Annotated in this window: 18 protein-coding genes; 6 read left to right on the top strand and 12 right to left on the bottom strand. The window is 67.0% G+C overall.

Going from position 1 to position 17464, the window contains the following annotated elements; genetic code table 11:
* The first annotated feature begins 21 nt into the window (after nucleotides 1-21).
* Nucleotides 22-504 (top strand): sigma-70 family RNA polymerase sigma factor, encoded by a 483-nt coding sequence (locus AT701_RS21520; RefSeq protein WP_228099817.1) that lies wholly within the window; start codon nucleotides 22-24, stop codon nucleotides 502-504.
* Nucleotides 505-670: 166 nt separating this feature from the next.
* On the opposite strand, the gene AT701_RS35790 is transcribed toward AT701_RS21520, so the two are convergent.
* Nucleotides 671-1063, bottom strand: a complete 393-nt coding sequence (locus tag AT701_RS35790; protein WP_081319549.1) for a CDGP domain-containing protein — start codon at nucleotides 1061-1063, stop codon at nucleotides 671-673.
* A 458-nt stretch (nucleotides 1064-1521) separates the two neighbouring features.
* Between AT701_RS35790 and AT701_RS21515 the strand changes: the two genes are divergently transcribed.
* A complete protein-coding gene (locus tag AT701_RS21515; protein WP_014878023.1) occupies nucleotides 1522-2223 on the top strand; it encodes a phosphonatase-like hydrolase in 702 nt (233 codons plus the stop codon).
* Nucleotides 2220-3302 carry an alcohol dehydrogenase catalytic domain-containing protein gene (locus AT701_RS21510; protein ID WP_174519607.1) on the top strand — a complete coding sequence of 361 codons (1083 nt, stop codon included), beginning with the start codon at nucleotides 2220-2222 and terminating at the stop codon, nucleotides 3300-3302. Before AT701_RS21515 ends, AT701_RS21510 begins: the two co-directional genes overlap by 4 nt.
* 7 nt (nucleotides 3303-3309) lie before the next feature.
* On the opposite strand, the gene AT701_RS21505 is transcribed toward AT701_RS21510, so the two are convergent.
* A complete protein-coding gene (locus AT701_RS21505) occupies nucleotides 3310-3687 on the bottom strand; it encodes a DUF6319 family protein (RefSeq protein ID WP_003895792.1) in 378 nt (125 codons plus the stop codon).
* A gap of 23 nt (nucleotides 3688-3710) precedes the next feature.
* Nucleotides 3711-4664 (bottom strand): LLM class F420-dependent oxidoreductase, encoded by a 954-nt coding sequence (locus tag AT701_RS21500; RefSeq protein ID WP_058126553.1) that lies wholly within the window; start codon nucleotides 4662-4664, stop codon nucleotides 3711-3713.
* Nucleotides 4665-4759: 95 nt separating this feature from the next.
* On the opposite strand from AT701_RS21500, the gene AT701_RS21495 reads away from it, so the two are divergent.
* Both AT701_RS21495 and AT701_RS21490 read left to right on the top strand, forming a co-directional pair.
* Entirely contained in the window at nucleotides 4760-5155 is a 396-nt protein-coding gene (locus AT701_RS21495; protein WP_003895791.1) for a MerR family transcriptional regulator, read from the top strand.
* Nucleotides 5156-5255: 100 nt separating this feature from the next.
* A complete protein-coding gene (locus AT701_RS21490) occupies nucleotides 5256-6011 on the top strand; it encodes a cysteine hydrolase family protein (RefSeq protein ID WP_003895790.1) in 756 nt (251 codons plus the stop codon).
* 6 nt (nucleotides 6012-6017) lie between these two features.
* Here the strand turns inward: AT701_RS21490 and AT701_RS21485 are convergent, their stop codons facing one another.
* On the bottom strand, nucleotides 6018-6209 hold the full coding sequence (locus tag AT701_RS21485) for an excalibur calcium-binding domain-containing protein (RefSeq protein WP_003895789.1): 192 nt from the start codon (nucleotides 6207-6209) through the stop codon (nucleotides 6018-6020).
* A 142-nt stretch (nucleotides 6210-6351) separates the two neighbouring features.
* Here AT701_RS21485 and AT701_RS21480 point away from each other — a divergent pair, with 142 nt between their 5' ends.
* Nucleotides 6352-7245, top strand: a complete 894-nt coding sequence (locus AT701_RS21480; protein ID WP_003895788.1) for a LysR family transcriptional regulator — start codon at nucleotides 6352-6354, stop codon at nucleotides 7243-7245.
* A gap of 1 nt (nucleotide 7246) precedes the next feature.
* Here the strand turns inward: AT701_RS21480 and AT701_RS21475 are convergent, their stop codons facing one another.
* The 8 genes from AT701_RS21475 to AT701_RS21440 form a co-directional block, all read right to left on the bottom strand.
* Complete coding sequence (locus AT701_RS21475) at nucleotides 7247-8128, bottom strand: isocitrate lyase/PEP mutase family protein (protein ID WP_058126552.1); 882 nt, start codon at nucleotides 8126-8128, stop codon at nucleotides 7247-7249.
* Nucleotides 8129-8139: 11 nt separating this feature from the next.
* Complete coding sequence (locus AT701_RS21470) at nucleotides 8140-9447, bottom strand: amidohydrolase family protein (protein WP_014878019.1); 1308 nt, start codon at nucleotides 9445-9447, stop codon at nucleotides 8140-8142.
* A 203-nt stretch (nucleotides 9448-9650) separates the two neighbouring features.
* The gene (locus tag AT701_RS21465) at nucleotides 9651-10868 is read right to left on the bottom strand and encodes an acyl-CoA dehydrogenase family protein (protein ID WP_011729791.1); all 1218 of its coding nucleotides are present in this window, start codon (nucleotides 10866-10868) and stop codon (nucleotides 9651-9653) included.
* A complete protein-coding gene (locus AT701_RS21460) occupies nucleotides 10865-12235 on the bottom strand; it encodes an LLM class flavin-dependent oxidoreductase (protein ID WP_011729790.1) in 1371 nt (456 codons plus the stop codon). Before AT701_RS21460 ends, AT701_RS21465 begins: the two co-directional genes overlap by 4 nt.
* Complete coding sequence (locus AT701_RS21455; RefSeq protein WP_011729789.1) at nucleotides 12232-13860, bottom strand: dipeptide ABC transporter ATP-binding protein; 1629 nt, start codon at nucleotides 13858-13860, stop codon at nucleotides 12232-12234. Before AT701_RS21455 ends, AT701_RS21460 begins: the two co-directional genes overlap by 4 nt.
* Nucleotides 13857-14711 (bottom strand): ABC transporter permease, encoded by an 855-nt coding sequence (locus tag AT701_RS21450; protein ID WP_011729788.1) that lies wholly within the window; start codon nucleotides 14709-14711, stop codon nucleotides 13857-13859. The genes AT701_RS21455 and AT701_RS21450 overlap by 4 nt, the downstream gene beginning before the upstream one ends.
* The gene (locus tag AT701_RS21445) at nucleotides 14708-15676 is read right to left on the bottom strand and encodes an ABC transporter permease (RefSeq protein ID WP_011729787.1); all 969 of its coding nucleotides are present in this window, start codon (nucleotides 15674-15676) and stop codon (nucleotides 14708-14710) included. Before AT701_RS21445 ends, AT701_RS21450 begins: the two co-directional genes overlap by 4 nt.
* Nucleotides 15673-17283: an ABC transporter substrate-binding protein gene (locus AT701_RS21440; protein ID WP_223495702.1), complete on the bottom strand. Its 1611-nt coding sequence runs from the start codon at nucleotides 17281-17283 to the stop codon at nucleotides 15673-15675. The genes AT701_RS21445 and AT701_RS21440 overlap by 4 nt, the downstream gene beginning before the upstream one ends.
* Nucleotides 17284-17464 lie beyond the last annotated feature (181 nt).

Here is a 17464-nt window from a genome sequence, read left to right as displayed (position 1 = left end):
GTCAACGAAACGCTTCCGTATATGAGCCAACTCCGTAGTCGCGCTAGACGATTGACGCGGAACCCGGTGGACGCCGAAGACCTGGTGCAGGAAACGATGTTGAGAGCCTACACCGGCTTCGGCACCTTCCGCGAGGGAACCAACCTCCGGGCGTGGCTGCTTCACATCATGACCAACACCTACATCAGCGGGCTCCGCCGCGCACGACGCCGCCCGAGCGAGTACCTGTGCGATCACACCAGCGATCATCAAATGGCCGCGCAGGATCGTCGGTCGCAGTCGGCCGAACTCGACGCGCTCGATGCGCTGCCCAACATCGAACTCGCCGGTGCCTTGGCGACACTGCCGGAGCAGTTCCGGCTGGCGATCTACTACCGCGACGTGGTGGGGCTTCGCTACCGCGAGATCGCCGAGATCATGGCGTGCAGCGAAGGCACCATCATGTCGCGTCTGTACCGCGGTCGCCGCCGGTTGCGACTGTTGTTGGCTGCCGGCGCGACGTGAGCCGTTGAGACGAGTTGCGGTCTCCGGTGCCGGTGCGATTTTTGGCAACTGCGTGGTCCGGGGATCGATCTGCCAACCATCACCCTGACGTCAATCGTCTTCTCCGTACCTATATGTACAGCTGAAGCCGTATCGCAGCTTGGGCGCGCCGAGGAAGGCCGTTGCGCTAGTTGAAATTGATCGGTGTGAAACCGCCCGAATCGGTGTACTTCGGTGGCAACCATCCCGGCTCGCCTGGGACTACCGTCTCCGGTCGCACGGGGTATCTCACCTTTTCAAACACCTGCTCGTCTTGCCAGTAGCCGCCACTCGTGGTGCAACTGTAGGTGCCGCAACTCGTGCGGATGGGCACGTAATGAGCCGGTATCCACACCATGCGATAGCGCACCCAGCTTCCGTCCGGCCGCATCGGTTCGTCGCAGATGCTGCGCGTTTGGGTCCCGAGGAATCCCCACGGAACGCTTTCGCAGCCGGGTTGCACGTCAGCGTTTGCGGACGGAGTAACGGATAGCGCCGCGACGGCGAACCAGGCAATGGCAACAGCGAACTTGAATCTCATAATACGACCCCCTTAACTGGGAATATAAAGGTCGTGGGAAACTTCTGGCAACTGAATGAAACTCATTAATTGACAATGATGTCAGAGTTGCTGATGTTTCTTCTGTGGCGCGAAAAATGAGATGGAGCGCCCCGAATCTGCCGACGTGGGGCTGAGGAGGCTCGGCAACCTGTGGGTGCGGCTGAGGGGGCTGTTCCTAGTTGGCACGTGTTTGTCGACGCGAGAGACGACATGCGCATTCGGCCTTGCAGGCGAGAAGTGCACTAATTCCGCCGCAATGAGACCTTCACCGTCGGTGATCGTCGAGCCGCGGCAATGAGATCCGGAACTGGTGCTGAACTCGGCGTGAATGGCAGTCAAAGCCTTTGTTCTCATGGGGCCGGCAGCGATGTTCTTGAGGAATCGACTTGTATAGTCAGGTGTGTCTGTACCGCATGAACATCTCGGAAGGAACACGCATGAGCAGCACGGTCCGTCGGCCCGAACTCGTCGTACTCGACATCGCGGGCACCACGGTCGACGAGGGGTCTGCGGTGTACCGCGTCCTCGAACAGACGGTCGTCGCCCATGGCGGTACGCCGTCCGAGGCCGACATCGCCAAGTGGCACGGCGCGGCCAAACATGAGGCGCTGCGCGCCCTTCTGGCCCCGGCTGACGACGCGGCACTGCAGGTGATCGTCGAGGACTTCAGGGCCCGCCTGAAGGCGGCGTACGCCGAACATCCGCCTGTGCCGCTGCCGGGTGTGCCCGACGCCATCCGGGATCTGCGCGCGTCGGGTATCAAGGTTGCGCTCAACACCGGGTTCGACCGTGACATCGTCGACGCGTTGCTCGCCTCGTTGGGCTGGGACGGGGATTCCGTGGTGGACACCGTCGTGTGCGGCAGTGACGTGGCCGCGGGCCGCCCGGCGCCGTACATGATCTACCGCGCCATGGAACACTCTGGTGTGCAGGATATCTCGCGCGTACTCGTGGCGGGGGACACCCCGCGCGACCTGCAGGCGGGCATCAACGCAGGGGCAGGCTATGTCGTCGGCGTGCTCTCGGGGGCGAGTGATGAGGCCGAACTGAGTGCGCATCCGCACACCCACCTGCTGTCCTCGGTGGCCGACCTGCCTGAACTGTTCGGCGTGACGCGCACCGCCGCGACTGCGTCATGACCAGCCAAGTGGAAGAAAACGCAACGACTTTCACCGAGCTCTCCCACACCCGCGCGGCGATCTGGCGCGGCGGCGGCGACGTCGTCATCGAGTCGGTGCCGCTGCCCGTGCTGCAGACCGGTGAGGTGCTGGTGCGGGTGCGCCTGGCGACGGTGTGCGGCAGCGACCGGCACACCGTGACAGGCCGACGCCCGCAGCCTTGTCCGTCGGTCCTCGGACACGAGACGGTGGGAGAGATCGTGGCACTCGGCGACGGTGAACCGCTTGCGGTGGACGGGAACCCACTCGGCAAAGGCCGACGCGTGGTCTGGTCGGTGACGCTGCCGTGTGGCACCTGCGACCGGTGTGTTGCGGGCGTCACCGCGAAATGCCGCACGCTCCGCAAGGCCGGACACGAATCCCTGTACTCCGCATGGCCCTTGTCGGGCGGCTACGCCGGGCATGTGGTGTTGCCGCGCGGCATGCCGGTGGCCGTCGTCGCCGACGACATCGCCGATGCGCTTGCCGCACCCGCGGCCTGTGCGACGGCGACCGTGATGGCGGTGATCGAGCGCGCCCTGCCGGTCGGGGGACGGCGGGTGGTGGTGATCGGTGCGGGCATGCTGGGGCTCACCGCGCTCGCCGCGGCCGCCGACCTCGGCGCCAGCACGGTCACCGCGGTCGACCCGTCGGCCGAACGGCGTGAAATCGCAGCGCATTTCGGGGCCGAAGTGACCGCCGAGTCGGTGAACGAGATCGAGGAGTGCGACGTCCTGCTCGAGTTCTCCGGTAAGTCCGCAGCGCTGCAGGCCGGCCTGCGTACTCTCGATGTCTCCGGTGTCGCGGTGTTCGCCGGGTCGGTCGCTCCCGACGGCGACATCGCGGTGGACCCGGAGGCCGTGGTGCGCCGGCATCTCACCCTGGTCGGCGTCCACAACTACGAACCCCGGCATCTGCTGCAGGCGTTGAACTTTCTGCAACGCACCAAGGATCGGTTCCCATGGGCCGACCTCGTCGCCGATCCCGTTCCGCTGGACCGCATTGCCGGTCTGCTGCTCGATGCGCCAGGCCCGAAGCCGCGGTACGCCGTCGCGCCGTGAGCCGCAATCAGTTCAGGTCGGCGAGTGCCTTACGCGCAGCCTCGAGTTCGGCCTCCAGGGCGGCGACCCGCGCGGCCTGCTGCGCGCGTGCCTCATCGATCACGGCGTCGAGTGGGGTCGAGATCTCCTGGTGCAGTTCCTTGGCCGCGCGCGACACCGCGGCGGCCGTGACCGAGAGATTGCGGGCGAGGAAGGTGCTGCCGTGCTTGAGATCGGCGCGCCACTCGCCGTCTGCGGTGCCGGTGACGGTGAGAGTGAGTTCGATGGTCTTGGACCGCTTGCCCGCAGCCTTCCGCGGGGCCTTCGCGGGCGTACTCTCCGGCGCGGTGTTCTCGGCGGGCGGGGTGACGGTGTCAGGCGAAGCGTCTACAGTCATGGGCTCCATTAGAACACACGTTCGACCATTGGTCAGGCTGCCACGAAGCGTTCGTGGATCTGCACTGCCGTTTCCAGCATCTGCGGTGTGCTGGTGAACCAGTCCTGCAGGTTCAGATCGACGATGAGTTCGTCCGCACCGGCCTCGGCGGCGGTGTGCACGTCCTCGACGATCTGATCGAATGTTCCGACGAAAGCCGGGCGATCCGGCCCGGCCGAGCGTTCGGTGAAGGTCACATTACCGACGACGATCATCTCCATGGCATCGGGGGTTCGGCCGCGCTCTGCGGCCAGTTCGCGGATGCGGTCCCAGTCGGTGCGTAGTCGCGTCGCTCCGGCCTGCCCGGGTTCGGTGAGTAACGGCAACCAGCCATCGGCCCGTGCGGCGATGCGCCGCATGGCTTTTGATGCGGAACGATCAGGCAGGCTGCCGCCGCCGGCCAACAACACCGGCATCTGCGCTACCGGTTTGGGGAGCACCGCGGCATCATCGATGATCACGTGAGGGCTGCGGAACGTCACCGGATCACGGGCCCAGACGGCGTCGAGGACATCGAGCGTCTCGTCGAGAAGCGGGCCCCGGTCGGCGCGGCGCGCCCCGGCGGCCCGGAACTCGTCGGTGGACCACCCGGTACCCAGGCCCGCGATCATGCGTCCGCCGCTGATCTGGTCGACCGTCGCCAGCGCCTTGGCGAGTTGGATGGGTGTGTGCAACCCGGCCACCAGGACCGAGGTACCCAACCGCGCTGTCTCGGTGACCACCGCCGCCGCGGTGAGGACAGCGAGGGGATCGGCGGCCTGCCGCGAGTGCGTCGGCCACGGCGCGTCGGTTCCGGCATAGGACTCGACTGGGTTGGCGGGAAACAGGAGGCGTTCGTAGGTCCACAGACTGGCGAATCCGGCCGCCTCGGCGGTCCTGGCGGCCAAGACCACGTCGTGGCGCAGGTCGACGTTCAATCTCTGGGGCAGACGTAGTCCGAGCTTCACGGGTGGGCCTCCTGATTCGTTGCCGGTGTTTCCATCCCCTGCAACGAGTCTTGAACGCTCACACTTGCGTCAAGGTCAACTGTAAGCTGGGCCACATGCGAATCGGCGAGCTCGCCGAGCGCACGGGTGTGTCGCGTCGGCAGCTGCGCTACTACGAAGAGCAGGGTCTGCTCATGCCGAGCCGTGCCGCGAACGGATACCGCGAGTACGGCGAGGCACATGTCCACGTCGTCCTGCAGATCGCGGGTCTGCTCGACGCCGGGCTTCCCACGCGCATCATCGAACAACTTCTGCCGTGTCTGGATCAGCCGCAGACCATCTACGTTCCCAACGTGACACCCGAGATGGTCGCCACGCTGCAACGTGAACAGGCCCGTCTCACCGAACGCATCGAATGTCTGGCCCGCAACCGGGATGCCATCGCGGCCTACCTCGACAAGGTGCTCAGCGTGCGATCAGCGAACCTGGCGCGCGACCGCCAAGGGTCGTGACCTGCGCGGATTTGGAATCACGCTGATCCTAAGTCTCTCGCCGTCACGACGGAAATGCGACCATCGCCCGTGCCGTGTGCGTCAACGAAAGGTATCGACTGTGACTGCGACTGTGGAGCGCGCGAACCGGATCACGCCGCTGGAACCGGTTGAACTCGATCCGAAGGCGCTCGGCTTTCCTCCGAGCAACGTCGCGTCGATCCCGCCGCTGGCCGAGCACTGGCAGGAGCTGGATTTCCGCGAAATCCTCTCGCGCCCTGCGGCATTCCTGTCGGTCAGCCAATCGAACTCGCTGTACCGGCCCGGTGGCGTGCAGTACGCCGAGGGGCATGCGTTCCGCGGCAGCCTCGAGGCCACGGTCAAGGCCGTGAAGGCCGCCCGCGCGGCGAAGAACTTCACGTCGTTCAACTGGATCGGTTTCTCGGTGTTCCGTGACGACTATCCGAAGACCGACTTCGACCGCGTGCAGTACAACGCCTGGACCGGACACATCGACGCGACCCCTGAGCAGATCGCCTGGGACAACGAGCTTGTCGGTGAGCTTCGGGAACTGGTCGAGCCGGGGGACAACGAGCTGTTCGAGAAGGCGCTGCAGACCGCGTTCGTCGGCACCGACCTGCCGGGCACGCTGATCCGCCAGAAGATCGAGGTGGTGGTCCTCACCGGCATCCACCTCGACTGGTGCATCGAGGGCAACGCCCGCGCGGCCCGCGATCACGGGCTGCTGCCGATCGTCATCGGTGACGCGACCGGCGCGGCCCATCCCGATCACGAGCGCGCCGCGTTCCAGCGGATCAACAACTTCTTCGCGCCCGTGATCACCTCGGATCAGTTCGTGGAGTGGCTCAGCCGGTAATCCGCCCTATTCGCAGCCGACACCGTCGCCGTCGCGGTCGAGGTGGGGCGCATAGCCCGGGTCACCCTCGTAGACCGGCGCCGCGCCGGCCGCACGGGCCGCGGCGCAGTTCTTGTAATAAGGGTCGGCGCCGGCGGTCGCCGCACCCCCGAGGACGAGCCCGCCGAGAACGGCTGCTGCGATGAATGCACGAATCATTGGGGTGCCTTCCGATCTTGATATTAACGTTGCCGTAGAATCGGCGAGACGTAACATAACCGCGCCATCGGCAAATGGCAATAGGGGTGGGGAAAGGGACTCCGGCGCCCCGGCCTGGGCATACGTCTGCTAGACACATGCCATGGAACTGCGGCATCTGACGTACTTCCTGGCCGTGGCCGAGGAACTGAACTTCGCCAGAGCCGCCGAGAACCTGCGCATAGCCCCGTCGCCGCTGAGTCGTGCCATCCGTGAACTGGAGAAGGAACTGCGGGCGCCGCTGTTCGACCGGGGGACTCGCCACGTCGCGTTGACCACCGCGGGTGTGGCGCTGGTGCCGAAGGCGCAGGAGATCCTCGCGCAGGTCGCCGCGCTGCGGCAGGTGACCTCGCACTCGGCGCGGACCCGCGCCGAGTTGACGATGGGCGTGCGCGCCGTCCCGGATACGTTGCGGCGCACGTTGATCGACGACGTTTTTCACGCGGTGGACGCCGACGCGACCGTGGAGATCGTGGCACGGCGGACCGAGGACCAGTACCGCGCACTGTTGCGGGGAGAGTTCGACTTCGGGGTGACCGTGGGACTGCCCGACGACCCACGGATCGACTACCACGAGATGATGACGGAGACCTACGGCATTGCGGTGCCCGACATCGAGCCGTACCGCAGCCTTGAAATTATTCGGCCCGAGGATATCTCGGAGCTGACGATGATCCGCCACGATCAGGAACACGTACTGGACGGCTTCGAGCCCTACTACCGGTCGGCCGCGCAGAACACCTCCGTCACCAACGACATCGTGGGGGAGATGCACGCCCTCGTGGCCGCGGGCAGGCACTGTTGTTTCGCAGTGCTCAACCCGGACGCCCCGTGGACCCGGTTGGTCAGCGGCGACGGTGTCGTCATCCGGAAGCTGACGGCCCAACCGTACGTGACCACGTGCCTGACCTGGCTGGCGAGGCGCTCTGGCGAGGACGATCTGGGCGCCTACATCGCGCGGGCGACCGAACGTTTCGCCGAACCGCTGCGGTTGTGACTCACCTGCCTCCGTACCGCGCGACCCGCGCCTCATAGGTGTCATAACCCATGGCGGCCTCGAACGCATGCTGAGACTCGAAGAGCCCGTCCAGCTTTCGCACGTCCCGGTGCTCGGTGAAATCCTCCAGGACGCGGCGTACACCGAGCGCCGCGGCGCCCAGCGTCAGGTAAAACAGCACGATCAGGTTGGCCCCGGCCGCCACGAAATCGTCGACACTGTCCTCGGGCAGCGCCTCACCCGCACGGGTCGGCAGGTCGGCCAGCACCATCACGGGGCGCGCGAGATCCGCACGCACAGCGGCCAGTTCGGCTGCGCTGATGCCCGGTGCGAACACCATGTCGGCCCCGGCGTCGATGTACGCGCGAAGGCGGCGGACCGTCTCTCCGACATCGCCGTACACCCACCGGGCGTCGGTGCGGGCGATGATCTGGAACGCCGGATCGGTCTTGGCGTCGACTGCGGCGCGGATACGGGCGGACATGGCCTCCGGGGAGAGCAGGCCCGCGGGTTCGGCGCTGTGCTTGCCACCCAGGTTGTCCTCGATGTGGATGGCGCACACGCCGGCGTCCTCGAACCCGCGAACCGTGCGCCACATGTTCGCCGGTTCGAAGAACCCGCCTTCGGCGTCGGCGATCACCGGGATGTCCACGGCCCGTGCGGTATTGCGGGTGTGCTCGGTCAGCTGGTCCAGGGACAACAGCCCGACGTCGGGCAGTCCGTAGGCCGATGCGGCGATGCCGAAGCTGCCGATGAACACCGCCTCGAATCCGGAGCGGGCGATGATCTGCGCGCTGAGTGCGTCGTATGCGCCTGGCGCGACGATGTTCCCGCCGGCGTGCAGGCGTTCGGCGAATGTACTGCGGAGGCTGTGGATGTCCACGTCTGGTCCTTTCAGAAGTCCAGGAAGCGGTCGCGCAACGCGGCCCGATCGACCAGGTCGCCGTCGAGGTACAGCGAGTCGATGCGGCGCACCGCACGGATGTCGGTCAACGGATCAGCGTCGAGCACCAGCAGATCGGCACGTCGGCCCTCGGTGACCGATCCCGAATCCAGACTGAGGAATTCGGCTGCGCGGCCGGTCGCGGCGTGGATCGTCTCGGCCGTGCTGACCCCCGCATCGACCATGGCCTCCAGCTCACGATGTTCGGCGATGCCGGGTACCTGGGTCAGCAACCCGGTGTCGGCCGAGAACACGATCCGCACACCGGCTTCCACGTACTGGTGCACGGCGTCGACCATGCGCCGGTACGCCTCGACGGTGTCGAACAGCGGCTGCGGCGCGATCGACTCGATGCGGGTGCGCAGGTATTCACGGGTCTGCGGGGTGACCGTCTCGATCACGAGTGGATCGTCGAGCCAGCCGGTACCGTCGGGACGCTGGATGCTCAAGGACGTGAACGCGGCGACGTCGTGTTCGAGCATGAGGTCGATGAGTTCGCGGTCGGGCCCGGTGCGGGGGAGGTGGGCCAGCACGTCGGCACCGGCGCGCACCGCGGCCTTGGCGTCGTCGACGGTGTAGATGTGGGCGGCGGCCTTGAGGCCGAGCCGGTGCGCCTCGTCCACGATTGCCCGGTAGACCTCGGGCGGGAGCTTGCTCTTGGTGCCGTGGCGGTCGTCGATCCAGAACTTGACGATGTCGGCCCGCTTTTCGGCGAGGACGCGCACGTGGGCGCGCGCGTCGTCGGGGGTGCTCGCCTCGAACATCGACTCCGTCGAGAAGAACGGTCCGCCGTTGGGTGACCCGGGTGTGGGCGCCACGATGCCCACCCCTGCGCTGTAGAACCGGGCCAACGGGCCCTCGTCGGCCAGTTCACCCGATCGCTGCTGATCGCGGAGGCCGATTTCGACGTCGTCACGGTCGGTGCCCAGCGACTGGAAGGTCGCGACACCCGCGTAGAGGATGCGCCGCATATAGTCGAGAACACTTGCCCGGGAGAAATTCTCGGCCGTCGTCGTCGAACCGCGCATGTAGCCGACGTGCCCGTGCGGGTTGACCACCGCGGGCATCACAGTCTTGCCGCTGACGTCGACGTGCCGATCGCCGGGCCGCGAAGCGGGCGCGTCACCGGTGTCGACCGTCGTGATCCGTCCGTGCTCGACGACGACCGTGGCGTCGTCGAGCACGGTGTGCCCGTCGCCGACGATCACGCGTCCGCCGCGCAGGATCACACGCTGCGCTGCTCCGTCAACCGATGTCACGCCTGTCCTTCCGCCGTTTGGAGGCCACTGCAGCGGCCGGTGTCGAGCGGCGGGTGCGATTCACTGCAGTGGCTTCCTGAAGGCTATGGCGGCGCTTCAGAAAGGGTCAACGATCATCTCGAGCACGGATTGTGACCTTGCAGGTCACAATCCGTGCGAAGAAATCGGCAGTGCGACAGGGTGTTTCGCGACGGATCGGCCGCTCAGAAGTAGCCGCTGCCGGGCAATCTGGTGCCGCGCGTGAAGAACGCGCCCACGGCCTGCGCCTTGTACGACGACGGATTGTGCGACGCGAGCGTGCGGATGTTGCGCCAGTGCCGGTCCAGCAGGTAGGCCTGCCGGACGATGGATGCGCCGCCGACGTCGAAGATCTGCGAGGCGGCCTTCTGCGCGAGTGCGTCGACGACGATCTTCGCCTGCGCGGCCTGCAGTGACGCCTCGTGCGCCAGCACCAGGTCCGGGTCGGTCTTGTCGATGTCGGCCTGATACGCCCGGCCGAGGGCCTCGGCCGCGGCCAGCACCGTCGCCTCGCCCGCGTACGCCGCGGCGGCGATCTCACCGATCTCGCGCTGCAGCAACGGATCGTCGGCCGGCACCGGGTGCGGTGCCCACGCGAAGCTGCGGGCCCGGGTGTGGACGTGCTCGACCGCGTCGCGGCGCAGCGCGTGGATCACGCCGACTTCCAGTGCGGTGACGTACAACTGGAAGAACGCGCCCGAGTGGTAGAGCGACTGTTCCTCGTCGTCGGCGCCCGGAGGTGCGAACTCCATGACCTCCTCGGCGGCCACCGGGACGTTCTCGAAGATCGCCGTGCCGGTGCCGGTGGCGCGCTGGCCCATGCCGTCCCAGTCGTCGAGCACGGTGACACCCGGATGGTCGGTGGGTACCAGTGTGATCACGGAGGCGCCGGTGGGATCACTGGCCAGCACCTCGGCGTAGTCGGAGTACAGCGTGCCGGTGGTGAAGAACTTCTTACCGTTGAGCAGATAGTTGTCGCCGTCGCGGGTGAGCCGGGTCTGCCACGTGAAACCACCGGCCGGGGTCGAGCCGATCTCGGTGGACGCGTTGCCGATGAGCTTGCCGGACAGCGCCAGATCGATACCCTTCTGCCGCAGTTCACTGTCGAGACGCAGGCGCTCCTCGATGTGGGCGAAGTGCCCGCGCAGGATGTGCGCGACGTTGACGTCGGCCGTGGCGATCGCGATGACGGTGGCGAACAGGTCGCGCAGCGTCGCCCCGCCGCCGCCCTCTTCACGCGGGACGCGCAACGCGCCGAGACCGGACTGCTTGATCAGGTCGATGACCGCGAACGGCCGCTCACCGGTGCGTTCACGTTCCAGCGAGCCCTCGCCGATCTTCTCGATGAGTTCGGCCAGCCGTTGTGAGCCGTACGTGATGGGCTCGGTGGCGGTGCTCGTCATGCGGATACCTCCTGGGTGACGTGGCGGTAGTTGGCCGCCCGGTGGGTCTCGGGGAGTCGGGGGCCACGACCGAACAGCTTGTGGCGCAACGTCCCTTCGGTGTACTCGGTCTTGTAGGCGCCGCGGCGCTGCAGCTCGGGGATCACATGTTCGGCGACGTCGACGAACGTGCCCGGCGTGATGACGTTGGTGAGGTTGAACCCGTCGACATCGGTCTCTTCGACCCATTCCTGCAGATCGTCGGCAACCTGCTGGGGCGATCCCACGGCCATGGCGCCGTCGACGTTGATCGCGTGGGCGTCGATGAAATCGCGCAGGGTCCACTGGCCCTGCCCGAACATCTCGACCGACGACTTGAGGAACTCGTTGTCGGTGACCTCGACCGGGTCGTCGAGGTCGAACCGCGACAGGTCGGTCCCCAGCCAACCCGACCACAATGCCAGTGCACCTTGCGGATCGGTGTAGCTGCGGAACTCGTCGTAGCGTGCCTGCGCGACGGACTCCGTCTCACCCGTGACGATGACGTGGCTGTTGACGATCTTGACGTCGTACGGGTCACGTCCGGCCGCGGCGGCGCGGGTGCGGATGTCGGCGACCGCCTCGCGCAGCACGTCCTTGGTGGGCGCGCCGATGAAGATCACCTCGGCGTTCTCGGCGCCGAACTGTCGGCCCCTGCTGGACGCGCCCGCCTGATACAGCACCGGGGTGCGCTGCGGCGACGGCTCGCACAGGTGGATGCCGGGCACCCGGAAATGCGTGCCCTCATGGTTGATCGGGTGCACCTTTGCCGCATCGGCGTATTCGGCGCGGTTCGGGTCGGCCCCGACGGCGTCGTCCTCCCACGAACCCTCCCACAGCTTGTACAACACCTCGGTGTACTCGTCGGCGATGTCGTAACGGTCGGCGTGCGGCGTGATGGTGTCCAGGCCGTGGTTGCGCGCCGCGCTCTCCAGATAGCCCGTGACGATGTTCCAGCCCACCCGGCCCTTGGTCAGGTGGTCCAGCGTCGACATCCGGCGCGAGAACGAATACGGATGCTCGAAAGACGTTGCCGCCGTGACCCCGAAGCCCAAGTGCTTGGTGACCGCGGCCATCGCGGGCACCACCAGCAGCGGGTCGTTGACCGGCACCTGCGCGCCGGTGCGCAGCGCGGTTTCCGGTCCGCCGCCGAACACGTCGTAGATGCCCAGCACGTCGGCGATGAACAGGCCGTCGAACAGGCCCTTCTCGAGCACCTTGGCCAGATCGGTCCAGTACTCGATGTCCTTGTATCGCCGGGCCTGCGATTCGGGGTGGCGCCAGGTGCCGGCCACGATGTGTGTCACGCAGTTCATGTCGAACGCGTTGAGGATGATCTGTTTGGTCACAGTACGGCTCCTGACATCGGTTCGGCGGCGGGAAGACTGGCCAGCAACTGCTGGGTGTACGGGTCCTGCGGGGCGTCGAAGATCTGTGCGGCCGATCCGGATTCGACCACCCGGCCCTCCCGCATCACCAGCACGCGATCGGCCACGTGGTGGATGACCCCCAGGTCGTGCGAGATGAACAAATAGCTCAGCCCGAGTTGCTCCTGCAGATCGGTCAGCAGGTCCAGCACCTGCGCCTGAATCGTGACGTCGAGCGCGGACACCGGTTCGTCACACACGATCAGCGACGGCTCCGGGGCCAGGGCACGCGCGATCGCCACGCGCTGACGCTGCCCACCGGAGAGCAGTAACGGTCGGCGATCGAGTTGCTCGGAGCTCAGACCGACATCGTCGAGCAGTTCACGCACCCGCGCGTCGCGGGCCTTGGCATCCGGGTAGCGCTCGGCGGGGAGCGCATCGGCGAGGATGCGCCGCACGGTCCAGCGTGGGTCGAACGAGCTCAGCGGATCCTGGTACACCACCGAGATGCGGCGGCGCCGGCTGCGGCGCTCCTTCTCGGTGAGCTCACTCCACGGCTGGCCGAGCAGGTGCACCGTGCCCTCGTCGGGCTCGGTGAGCGCGAGCGCCATGCGGGCCGTGGTGGTCTTACCCGAACCGGATTCCCCGACGATGCCGAGGGTTTCGCCGACGCCGATCTCGAACGACACGTCGTTGACCGCCGTGCGCTCCACGCCGTCGGGTCCGCGAAACCGCTTGACCAGGTTGCGGGCCGCCAGCAGCACACCGTCGTCGGTCTGCCGCGTGCCGTGCATCGTGCGCGCGGGTTGGTGCGACAGGCGGGTGCCCTTGCGGTGCGCGGCCGGGACCGCGTCCAGCAGGGTCTGGGTGTAGGGGTGTGACGGCGCGGCCAGCACCTCTGCGACCGGACCCTGCTCGACCAGAACACCGTTGCGCATGACCGCGACCCGATCAGCCAACCGGCCCACCACCGCGAGGTCGTGGCTGATCAACACCAGGCCCGTGCCCTTGTTTTTCATCGCGGCCAGCAGATCCAGGATCTGGGCCTGCACTGTGACGTCCAGGGCCGTGGTGGGCTCGTCGGCGATCACCAGCGGCGGGTCGAGCGCGATGGCCGAGGCGATCAGGGCACGCTGGCGCTGCCCGCCGGACAGTTCGCCGGGCAGTTGCCGGGCCTTGAGTTCGGGTTCGGGAACACCGACGGCCTCGAGCAGTTCCAGGACGTGCCTGCGGCGGGCGGCCTTGTTGCCGAACCTGTGCAGGCGCAGTGTCTCGGCGATCTCGTCGCCCACCTTGCGCAGCGGGTCCAGCGACACCAGCGCGTCCTGGAGCACGAAACCGACCTCGCGGCCCCGGATGCGTCGCCAATCCCGGTCTTTGTTGCCCAGCAGGGATTTTCCGTTGAGTTCCAGACGGGTGGCACCGACCCGTGCGGTGGGCCCGGCCAGGCCGAGGATGGTGCGGGCGGTGACGCTCTTGCCCGAACCGGATTCGCCGACGATCGCGAAGCATTCGCCCGGCGCGACATGGAAGGACAGGCCGCGCACCACCTCATGGTCGCCGAAGCCGACCGTGAGGTCCGCCACGTTCAGCAACAACTCACTCATGACAGTCTTCCTTCGAGGCGCTGCTGCAGGTAGCGGCCGACCACCGTGACGGCCAGTGTGCAGCCGACGATGGCCAGGCCCGGGAACAGTTCCAGCCACCATGCGGTGGAGACGAAGTCGCGGCCGGCGTTGAGCATCGCGCCCCACTCCGGGGCAGGCGGTGCGACGCCGAGACCCAGAAAGCTCAGCGAGGACGCCCACACGATGGACTGGCCGATGCCCATGGTGCCGAGCACCACCAGTGGGCGCATGGCGTTGGGGAACACGTGCCGCCGGATGATCTGGCCGCGCGAATGTCCGAGTGCCGTTGCGGCATGGACGTATCCGGAATCCTTGACCGCGATGACCTGACCGCGCACCATGCGTGCGTAGCCGACGGCGGAGCCGATCGCCACGGCGAGGATCTGGGTGACGACACCGGGACCGAACATCGCGATGAACACCAGCGCGAGCAGCAGGCCCGGGATGGATAGCACCACTTCGATGAACCGGCTGATGGCGCCGTCGGCGAAGCGGCCGCCCAGGCCGGCGCCGAAACCGAGAATGATCGCGGCGAGCAGCGCGAGTGCCGTCGCACCGACACCGATGGCCAGCGAACTCTGCGTACCGTAGACAACACGCGTGAAGATGTCGCGTCCCGAGGCGTCCGTGCCGAACCAGTGTTCGAAAGACGGTGGTTTGAGCGGGTTTTCGATGTCGGTGTCGTACGGTGTGCCACTCGTGAAGGCGCCCGGCGCGACGGCCCAGGCCAGCATGAGCGCCAGGTAGGCCGCGGCCAGGATCACGGCGGGCCGCACCCGGCGCCTGGGGATCGAGGTCACCGAGGTGCGGGCGGGGGCCAGGGCGGTCATCGGGCCCTCCGCAGACGCGGGTCGACGCGCACGAAGCCGATGTCGACCAGCAGGTTGGCCAGCACGTAGACCGCGGCGACGAACAGTGTCACCCCGATCACCACCGGCATGTCCTTGCTCGTGACGGCGTCGACGAGCACACGACCCAGACCGGGCCGGACGAACACCGATTCGACGATCACCGCGGTGGAGAACAGCGACCCCAGCGCCCACCCGGACAACGTCAGACCGGGCAGGACCGCGTGGCGCAGCGCGTGGCGCCACCGCACACCCCAGTCGCTCATGCCGCGGGCACGTGCCGAAACCGCGAACGGTTGCTCCATGGCCGACGAGAACTCGTCGCGGGTGACCTGACCCAGGTACCCGGCCAGCGGCAGCGCGAGCGTCAGTGCGGGCAGGATCAGCCCCGAGAAGTCGTCGCCGCCGATCACCGGCAGCAGCCGCAACTGGATCGCGAAAACCACCAGAAGCACGATGCCCAGCCAGTATTGGGGCAACGCGGCCAAGAAGATCTCCACGCCGGAACCGATGCTCGCGAGCCAACGCGACCGGTGCGCGGTGAGCAGGGTGACCGTCACCGCGATCACCCACGCGGCGACGAGCGACACGAGGGTCAACGTCAGGGTGGGCCCGAGATGGTGCCCGATGATGTCGGCCACGGGTTGTTTGAGGATGTAGGACGTGCCGAGGTCACCGCGTACCAGACCACCGAGGAAGTGCAGGTACTGCACGACGGCCGGATCGTTGAATCCGTACTGCTCACGCACCGCGGCCAACTGTTCGACGGACGGGCGGGCGCCCGCGCCGCCGAGGATCGTCTGCGCGGGATCACCGGGCATCAATTGCTGCGCGATGAACGTCAAAGTCGCTGCGCCCCAGAGCACGCCGATCACGCCCGCGATGCGGACGAGCACCCGCCGCACCCCGAAAGCGGTGCGGCGGGTGACGGGTTCTGCCAGGCTCACGGTGCCAACCAGGCGTCGTGCAGCACCGGCTCACCCTCGGACGGCTCGATCCAGACGTCCTTGAGCTTCTTCTTGGCGACCAGGCGCGTGAGCACCGGGTACAGGCCCAGCTGGTAGGCCTCCTCGGCGATGATGTCCTGTGTCTGGCCGTAAAGGCGTTCCTGCTCGGCGGTATCCGTGGTGGCCGCCGCCGCGCGGACCAGCTCGTCGATCTTCGGGTTCTCGACCCAGCTCATGTTGTTGCCGGGTGCGGCCTTGAGCGAGTCGGACGAGAACACGATGGACAGCACGGCCGGGGTGGGGCTGTTCCAGTACGCGCCGGTGAGCCCGTCGTAGGCGTTCTTGTCGGAGAACGCCGCGAAGTACTGGTCCTGCGGCAACGGTTTGAGCACGACGTCGAAGCCGATCTCCTTCTCCGCGGACTGGATGTTCTGGAACAGCGTCACATCCGCGGGTGGGGTGTCGCCGGTGTCGGCCGAGTAGACCAGTTCGGCGGTCAGGCGTTTGCCGTCTTTGGTGCGGTAACCGTCGGCGTCACGCTGTGTCCAGCCGGCCTCGTCGAGCAGCTTGCCGGCCTTGTCCTTGTCGTAGGCGTAGAAGCTGCGCAGGTCCTTGTAGTGCGGCGTGGTCGACGAGACCGGGCCGTGCTCCCATTCGTAGACACCGAGATAGGCGCTCGTCACGGCCGCCTCGGCGTTGGAGCCGTGGATGAACGCCTGGCGCACTTTGGTGTCGTCGAACGGCGCGCGGGAGGTGTTGAGCGCGATGCCGTTCGGCAGACCCGTGTGGGTGAACTCCTGCGTCGCCAGGTTGGGGTCGGCCTTGAGCGCGGCGACCTGCTGTGGTGGCGGGTTGAAGATGATGTCGGCGTCGCGGCCCTGCACGGCGGCCGCCCGCACCGAACCGTCCTCGATGAACTTCCAGCTGATGTGGTCGAGGTAGGCCGGGCCCTGGTGCTTGGCGTCGGCGGGTGCCGAGTTGTAGTCGGGGTTGCGGTCGAGTTCGACGCTCTGGCCGCGGTTCCATGTCTTGACGATGAACGGGCCGGTGCCGACGGGGGACTGGCAGTTCTCCTCGAGGCCGCGGGCCATGGCCTCGGGCGACTGGATGCCGAAGAAGGCCTGCGAGAGCACCGGCAGCAGCGCCGAATACGGTGTCTTGAGCTTGAGCTCGAATGTCGACGGGTCGATCGCGCGCGAGCTCTCGTAGTAGGGCCGCAGATAGCCAGCGTCGGTGGCCGACTCGGTGGCGGGGTCGAGGATGTGCTCGAAGTTCGCCTTGACGGCCTCGGCATCCAGCGGGGTGCCGTCGTGGAACTTCACTCCCTGCTTGATCTTGAAGGTGTAGGTGAGGCCGTCGGGGGACACCTCCCAGGATTCGGCGAGCCACGGCACCACCGAACCGTCGGGACGTTCGGAGACCAGGCTGTCGAGGTACTGGCGGGCGACGTAGGTCTGCGGCATGTCACCGAAGTTGTGGGGATCCAGGCATGTGGGTTCGCGGTCGGTCGCGTAGACGATGGAGCCCCCGCTCACCGGGTTCCCGTCGGATGCGGACTCGTCGCCGCCGGTGGTGCCACCACAACCTGCGAGGGTCAGGGCGGCCACGAGGGCGAGGGAGCCGGGAACGGCACGGCGATATGAAGTTCGGGTCACTGACTGGTCTTTCGATCGACGGGAGTCCGATGGCACCGGTGCGCCGTGGCGCGTCCGAGGGAACTCGCGGGTGGTGATGACCGCGTAATACTGCCGTAACCGTTCTTACGGAAATAGCGATCGAATCAGCGCG

Origin of the sequence: Mycolicibacterium smegmatis, from assembly GCF_001457595.1 — a bacterium.
Taxonomy (GTDB): Bacteria; Actinomycetota; Actinomycetes; order Mycobacteriales; family Mycobacteriaceae; genus Mycobacterium; species Mycobacterium smegmatis.
This window is presented reverse-complemented; position numbering and strand designations above follow the sequence as displayed.